General features: G+C 40.7%; 3 protein-coding genes. 1 reads left to right on the top strand and 2 read right to left on the bottom strand.

The genetic code is table 11. The features are described from left to right. Nucleotides 1–435 precede the first annotated feature (435 nt). The gene (locus tag GGR21_RS06080) at nucleotides 436–6,195 is read right to left on the bottom strand and encodes a hypothetical protein (protein WP_183306291.1); all 5,760 of its coding nucleotides are present in this window, start codon (nucleotides 6,193–6,195) and stop codon (nucleotides 436–438) included. Nucleotides 6,196–6,330: 135 nt separating this feature from the next. Then, entirely contained in the window at nucleotides 6,331–6,984 is a 654-nt protein-coding gene (locus tag GGR21_RS06085; RefSeq protein WP_183306292.1) for a hypothetical protein, read from the bottom strand. A 619-nt stretch (nucleotides 6,985–7,603) separates the two neighbouring features. On the opposite strand from GGR21_RS06085, the gene GGR21_RS06090 reads away from it, so the two are divergent. Further along, nucleotides 7,604–7,999: a hypothetical protein gene (locus tag GGR21_RS06090; RefSeq protein ID WP_183306293.1), complete on the top strand. Its 396-nt coding sequence runs from the start codon at nucleotides 7,604–7,606 to the stop codon at nucleotides 7,997–7,999. Nucleotides 8,000–8,347: the final 348 nt, after the last annotated feature.

The following is an 8,347-nucleotide window of genomic DNA, read 5'->3' on the forward strand; positions in this document are numbered from 1 at the left end:
ACATAGATATACTTTGTTAATAGTGGCTGAAAGATAGTCGCACTCTAAAAATATATTGGCCGCAGGTAATTCGCAAGAAGTCGCAGTAAGGTATGACGTTACGGTACAGGTAAAAATTCCGGTATATATCTGAACCCTATTTCCGAAACATCTCTGGAACAGGAAATCAGCACCACAAAAGGGAATGTGCGCAAAAAGCAGAAGAAACCAAATAGAAAACTGAAATAGATTGATTTTTCAACATTATATATTAAGACTATCAGAGTAAGTTCTGTTAAAATGTATCAAAACCAGACGAAAAGCAAGCCTATTGAAGGATCTTTTATCTCTCTCCAAGTAAAACACAGGATGCAAAGGAACTCCGGACTGATCTTGTCATCAAATAATTATCCTAAAAACAGAGGTGTTCTTTTGAACACCTCTATAATCACTAAACTATCTGAGACGTGGCTGTATCATTCTGTTTGTAATAACAGCCTCTTTCGAGCGGCAGAATGGTACCGTCAACTCACCATCCGCTTCTGTGAGGGAAGAAGGCATACAAATATTATCCATATCCGTACCGAATGAATATCCTATTACCAGATCTATAATAGCCTGATCATCCGAATTAAATGAACCTGTCAGAACTTTGCCTTCCCAGTCCAACGGATTGTCGGCTTCATCGACGTCTCCTATCAAACCGGATTTAAGCGGCGCTTGCAGTTTGAAAGTAATAGTAGACACCGTATTGGCCGGTAATGTAAAATTCTCTAAATAAAACAATCCCGGTACAACACCATCTTCGTCCGTATCGAAATTAGGATTACCTTCTATGCCTGATATAGACGATTGCAGGCTGCCATATACATATTTAAACTCTTCATTGTAGTCTACATCAAATATCATATTGGTGATGTTGTCATTCGGATTATCGATACGCAATGTTACCATAATTACACTGGAAGGACTATAACAATCCCTGCTTTTCTCTGCCGTCACGGTAACAAGACTCAGCCTTGCCCCGCCATCCTTGACATAAGTCGAGGATTTAAAACCTTCGCCTCTGTAATAATCGGCGCTTGGCTGCGGATCAATTTCGATCTCAACATCATCCTTTGTCAAAGAAGTTTTCAGCCATGCCTGATTATAATAGGTACTATCCATAACAACACTATCGGTAAATCTGGCTCGTGCCGTAAAAATAAAAGGGGTGGAGTTTGCGGGTACCATTAAGTTATTAATTCGAAGAATTCGTTTGTCTTCAGAAATACTAAGGCTGTAATCATCTGCCCCCATTGCCGTTTCCGGAATATAAATCAGGTCTTTATCCCAATTCAGATATTTTGGCAATGTATCCGAAATAGACACGCCTTTATGATCACAATTTACGCTGTAAATACGAAAAGTATAATCCACTCTGCTGGTCTGCCCACAATAAACGACCGTATCAGTTGCCTGTTTGGAAAAAGCAAAGCCGGCTTCGCTGTATGTCGGTATCGGTGCCGGACAGGAAAATGCTATCGGCCCGATTCCCAATGTCTGGGAACCTGTCTTACCGCCTGTGGCTTTCTCTTTTATAACAATCTTTTCCACCGGAAAATCAAATGTTATATTCATTTTACCCCGGTCGTTGGCATAAGCCGAAGTCGGAGACTTCTTGGCTTTTGCCAGATTGCCTGTTATGGAGTAAGAAGATACCCTATTCGATACTTCCGACAATTGGGGCATTACAAGCCCTGATTCGCATAACCCATAAACCTCAACATATTTGTACCTGCTGCCTTCCCTGTCCAAGTTAAAGATCTGGAATTGTGTGGCAACAGCAACACTTGGTGTTATCTCTGTAATCATTTCAGCCGTCGCGTCTTTCCTTCTGGATAGCCTCAGTGAATTTTGAGACGAATTGCGCGGATATTTGTTTTGCCAAGTAATTGCGTTCTCATCGGTTTTTACTGTTACAATAAAGTCCGTACCATCTTCGTTTCCATCATTGCCCAGATTAAATTCCTTCTCCTTCACCCCCTTGGGGCTCCACGTCTGGGCGGTAAACGCTATTTGCCGTGTACCTGCAAAATCGCAGGTCTGGCATGCTCCCGGCAATGCTTTTATCCCTAGCGAGAAATAGGTAAATTCTTCGGTAAAAGTATAGTTGATACATTGTTGCTGCTCATCTTTGAGGTAAACAGAAGGGATGGCGATATCCCAGTTATTGCTATCCAGCTTGGCCGGATCGTCGGCAACCAGCAGTAGAATCTGATATCCCGGAGACACATAGTAGCCGAAATCGCCCTGAAGGATACGGATCGATACATCTACCTTATCCAGGTTAGCCGTTTTCTTAACCATCCATATTTTATCGGTCTTCGAACTCATTTCGCCACACAACATTTCTATTTCGGCAGCAGTAAAATTATAAATATTGTTGTCACCGTTGTTGCCCCATATCAATGCGCTCTTATTTTCGTTTAAGAGGGATGTATCTCCTTGTCCATTGGTTCCTTTCTCATTTCCCCGTATCATCATTGTAATCGTTGCTCCGGCATCCGTGGAACGGGCAACATTGTTAAACAGGTCGGACGTATCGTCACGTACCAGCGCGCCTATATTATTATGGTATGTACCGTATAGGGCATCATTACCATCCCATAGGGATACCCCGTCAGAGAACTGATAATCGAATGCGGTAGGCATCCGCAGGGTCACGGCATATTTCAATCCAAGATAAGAATATAGTTTCTTTTTCTCCACATCGTCCAGTTCGCCCTCGTAGAAGATAGACTGCGCCATCACACCCTGCATTTGATAGTCGCGCCTCGAACCTCCGCCGAGGACACCTACCCCACTCATCCTCGAACCGTTACCCAGCGAAGCACCCGCTGTTTTGCTTTCAGAAATGCCGTTCGATTCGAAGCGCACCATTCTTGTCGCCCTGTTTATCGTTTGAATATTGATGGAGGTAGCTCCCTCCTTGAAAAGGGCTGTCGATCCTTCTACACCACGGGTTCCACCATTTTCATAGAAACGCCCGTGTACAACAGTCCCATTCCCTTTCATCCCGAATACGGGTTTCCGCGCAATGTTATTCGATATTTTCGACCCGAAGCCCATAAAATATGACCGGTTGGCTTTAATAAAGTCATTATAAACAACATGGAAAACGGTATAACTATGTGGCGAACGCATCGACGCCGGTCCCTTATTTGTAGACAGGTATTCTCCCTGCACGCGGTAATTAATTGCCGGATAGAAGTTGGTATGTACCGATGCAGTATCATATCCGGGCACTTTGTTAGCTGAATTTGCAGCCATATACGAATATCTTGTATTACTTACCTGACTTTTGTCACCCCATTGGTAGACTTCTCCATCAGTTATATTTATAAAATCCTTGTCTCCGGCATCGAGCCACATCCTCAACCCGTTGACTACGCCTCCGGGCCCTATGACGTAATAGGCAAAACTGATATAATCCCCGTCTCTCAAAGGGACTTCTACATAGTCCAGCTCCCTGTCTATCTTATATATTTGTGTGTTTATAGGTTGAAAAGTCGGATCGGTATTTGAAACGAGGATATATTTTCCGGGGGCACTGATTTTTACATCTGCGACAGCAATATTTGTCAACTGCACTTTCCATACATTTCTATCCCTGAAATTGATCCTTTCGTCCAGAGTACCGGTAAACGGAGGGTCATCTTGCGGGTTATATTCGTATCCCGTCAGCCCCGACAGGCCGTTCGAACCGAACATAGCATACGTATCGTCAGCTATAAAACCTGGATTATCCATATTCAAGTCGGTCAGCTCACCTACAAAGGCCGTAAAAATAGGAGAACTCGAACTGGTCGCCTGTTTTACATACAAAGATGAAGGATTGTCGCGTCCCAAGCCGAATACATGGTGCTCGTAACCGAGATTCTTATTGCCGGTTCCATCCCATATCTTTATTCCTTTGGATGTTATATAATCCTGATTATCTAACGATATGCCGTATTTAACAGCCAGATAAGTATGTATCTTTTTCAGGTCTTCGTCGGCCATTACTTCTCCGGCTACACCACTATATACGATTATCTCCTGTACTGTTCCAAAGAAAGGGCCTGATTTGTCGGAATCGGCGTTACCGATAATTGCAGTACGGGATCCGGTATACATTTTTTGAGCAACATAATAATTTCTGATCCCGTTTATATATTGAGATTCCTGAACCGGAGGAGAACCTGTGGTGTTAGGCCTGATTATGGCGCCAATACCTGCCGTAATGCCCGTTCCTGTCGGATGATTTATATAACTATTATTTCCGGTAGAAGTAGTCAGTGTCACCGCAGGCGGATTTGAGGACGTCCTTGTTATATTCCATCCCTGATCATCATAGTTCTCATTTGATCCGTTAAATGTAAAAACTATACCTTTACGGTTATTCCCAGTTCTTCCCGGCTCATGATCTCCCGTGAGACCGGCAATTTCCGCATCAACTTCCGAAACCCAGAAGGTATAATAAGATTTGTTTGCTTCGATAGGGAAAGTCGAATTAGAAGCCAGCTTTCTTTGCCTGTCGGCTGTGCTTACATTAGTTGTTTCTGCTTCTGTTTCCGGAATATCCTGATAAAAGTCCAATGCAGGATTAAAGTTTAATCCCTGATAAGTGAATCGGGGCACACTATAACTACCAGACTTTGAGAAATTCCGTCCATAGTCCGACAGGTCGTTCCATGCGGTTACATCTTCTTCGTCCCCCGGCAGGTCTTCCGATTTACCTAACAAATAGCTCGCCGATAACCACAACTCAAGGTTAGATTTTAATCCTCCGGGAACGCCTTCGAAAAGTGCAAAACTGATATAGTCTTCGTCGTCAATCTGTACCGAAGCAATATTTGTTGTCGGATCTATATTATATATGCGAGTCTCGGCCGATGGGAAGTCCGGATTAGCAGATACCAGTATATACATAGCATCGGCGACAAGCTTCACATCTGAAAAGCTTTTCCTGATTGCTCCTGTCCGGGCCTTATAGGTTAGTTCTTTCCTGAGATTGATTTCTCTGTCCAGAATGTTTCCCGGAAGGTCTCCCCCCATAAAAACATTTCCGGGCTGGTATTTATAAGAAATAAACTGCTTTTCCCGGTTCGATCCCAAAAGCAAATAATCTTTATCGCCGAGATCACTGGTGTTTTCGGAATTTAGGGCATATAATTGATCTCCCAGATACATCTTTAGCTGGCTGTTATCGGCACTTACCGACTGCTTTTGGTAAAGCCCTGTCGCATCGTCACGCCCTATACCAAAGATTTCATCATTAAATCCGGTATTCAATGTTTTATCCCATATTACGGCACCGTCCGAGCTGACATAATTGAAGTCGCTTCCAATGCTTATCCCGTACTTTATGGCAAGGTACGATTGTACCTTATTCAACTCAACCAGATCGATAGGCGGATTACCCGAAGAGGACAGGACTATAATTTCCTGTATCTCGCCAAAGAAATAATTGGCCTCCCTCAAGTCAGAATTGCCTATTACAGCGGGGTTGTTTCCTCCGTTAGATAGATAGCTGGAAATCATGTTTTTTGAATAACTGACCCCATCCTGGTATTGTACCTGCACTCTTACCGGAGCTTCTTCGCCATTTTGCCGGTAAACAATACCCAAACCGTAACTTTTATCTACTTTACCATCATTTGTATAATTCGTAGCTCTTACCTTATGCCATATCTGATTGGTTTTGTACCAGCCGTAATAGTCATCGGAACTCTCATTGAAAGCTAAAACGGTAGAATAATTAGTGCTGCCCGGTGCCAGCCTGCTGACCCAAAATGTATAATATGCTTTGCCGTCATATCTTTTAAAAGGGATATTCTCCTCGGAAATCAACTTCCTGGATCTGTTTCTCCTGTCCGATTCTGTCGTTGTATAAAATTCTACGGCAGGATGGTAATTCATCCCTTCATACTTGAACCGGGGCAAAGTATTGTAGTCTACATTTTTTTCTTTATTCTCTACGAAATTGCGCTCATAGGCCGAACGGTCTGTCCAACTCTCAACATCCGCTCCGTTAGCGGGTAATACTGTTCGCTGTACCTGATCGGCCGATAACCATAATTCTACTTCAAGGCTTGTCCCTCCCGGTGTTTGTGCTTTTAATCCGATACTGGATTGCATTAACAATAGCCAAACAACGAATGGATATAATACTTTTAAATTATTATATATCATATTGTTATATTTATCTCTGTAAATACTTTTTCACGGAAAGTATGAATAAGATAGTATCTCCTTTATATATAGTATCCCCTCTATATATATGTTGCTGTATTCATTGTCTCCTGTTGTCTCTTCTATATATACTGTCTATTTCAGTACAAATACAATATTAACATATGAAAAGTCTGTCGCAGGTCCTTTTACTTTATATTTCATCTTGCCGTCAGTCGAAATCTCTTCTATTTCAAAGACATCATTCGGATAATAGGTTATGTAATAATATAAGTCCTCGGCTTCTGGTATATAGGGCACTTTTAGCGGGGCATTCTTACTGGCTTTAGAGGTTGCGGTATTAGCTCCCGTAAATTCATCCTTATATCTTTGATACAAATCGAGATACTCCCACTGGGTGGACTCTGTAGCCGTCGGAATAGCGATGGACGGCATATAGAACCAATTGGTATATCCCATATACAGACGTTCCCATTTTTCCCCGTCATTGTAATAAAATCCGGGTGAAACACGGGTATTCAGGTTCGTTTCGCCTGCAAATTCTGAAGTTGCCGTATTATATACTATCATCCCATGAACATGTGCAGACAAAGGGGCAAATTCATAGATGCTTACCAGCTCAACTCTAGGTAAAAGCAAGCCCTTATTGGATTTTTCCCCATCTTTTTCTTGCTTAAGGTCGAGAAAGGCATCGGGGTCTGGTTCGTATCCTGATCCGATAGTGACTTGGGCCTGAGTCATCATAACAAATACAACAAAGGATACTACTAAGAAAACAAATCTTCTCATAGTTATTATTTTAAAATTCTGTGATTAGAAAATAGGTGATTACTTATGGCATTTTAGTTACATTACAGGTATTAAGTTTCATAAAATTAATTTTGGGCAAAATACATCTAATCATCAAATAAAACACATATTCATCATATGTCAAACTTACACATAGTCCAAATTTAAAAAATTAAATGTAATAAACAATTTTTTCAGTACCTTACTTATAAGGGATTATGTTTTTTTAACTAAAACAGGCCAGCTATATATTATCTATTACCTACATTATTTTCAAAAGGATATCTAATATGATAAAAGAGAATCCGGCTTTAGCTACTTTGATTGATAGCTTTGATTGTGTTGAGGTGTAGCGGTAGGGCTGAAACTGATGAGGGGGTACGGGTAACCCCCTTTGGTATTATGATAAATTACGGTTTCGGTGTAGAAAATTTTTTTAGTTATTTTTTTTATTTTTTGGTTCCGGGATTTCACCTATGAGTTTTTTAAGGATAAAGCATGACTGATTCGCACATTGATTGTATGCAAATCGCACATAAATTTATGAAAAAACTAAATGAAACAAATCCCTTTCTGGAACTGATAAGCGATATTACTATTGGCTGGAAGCCTTCATTGTATGCTAAAGGGGGAAAGTGTATCGGTTGTTGCAGAGGAAACAGGAGAAGTAAAGGGAAGGGGCTTTAATGCTGTAATCAGGGATCGGCAATATGATAAAGACCATTTCGTAAAGATATATAAAGCAGGCCGGGAAGTGATGCCAAAGTTAAGTGTGAGGGCAACGAAGATATTGTGGTTCCTGATAAACGGTATGGGCTACGACGACACTATATCCCTGAATATGATGAAGGCGAAACAGATAACAGGTTATAAGAATGATGCTGATATTTACAGGGGTATAACAGAACTTAAAAAATATAATATCATAGCTAATGCCTATATGAATGGCCTGTACTTTATTAACCCGGCAATGTTTTACAGGGGGAATCGGTTAAAACTGATAATTTACCGTTAAAGAAAATGGTAAATTATGTTCTACAACACATTTAACATTGTTAATTTTAAGTAAATAAATATTAATTTTGGAAAGATAAGGTTAACCGGAGAAGTCTTAAATCTATCCATTCATTTATGAAAGCAGGGATTTTCAATTATATAATAACATATCTATTATTATCCTGATTGGAGGGAAAATTATTCTTGGAGTTCTCGCTTTATATTAAATATTTGTGGAAAATATTCATTCAGATTATCTATAGAAGGAAATCAGAAACAAGTAATAATTAAAAATACTTATTCACCACTAAAAGACTAATATCTATGAAAACAATCCTCCTGATGCTGCTGGCAGCATTTATGGGTG

It is taken from the genome of Dysgonomonas hofstadii, assembly GCF_014196915.1.
Lineage (GTDB): Bacteria > Bacteroidota > Bacteroidia > Bacteroidales > Dysgonomonadaceae > Dysgonomonas > Dysgonomonas hofstadii.

What these genes read in the sequence shown, in the direction of transcription:
- GGR21_RS06080 (WP_183306291.1), bottom strand. Translation starts at nt 6,195, where the DNA reads ATGATATATAATAATTTAAAAGTATTATATCCATTCGTTGTTTGGCTA.
- GGR21_RS06085 (WP_183306292.1), bottom strand. Translation starts at nt 6,984, where the DNA reads ATGAGAAGATTTGTTTTCTTAGTAGTATCCTTTGTTGTATTTGTTATG.
- GGR21_RS06090 (WP_183306293.1), top strand. Translation starts at nt 7,604, where the DNA reads ATGCTAAAGGGGGAAAGTGTATCGGTTGTTGCAGAGGAAACAGGAGAA.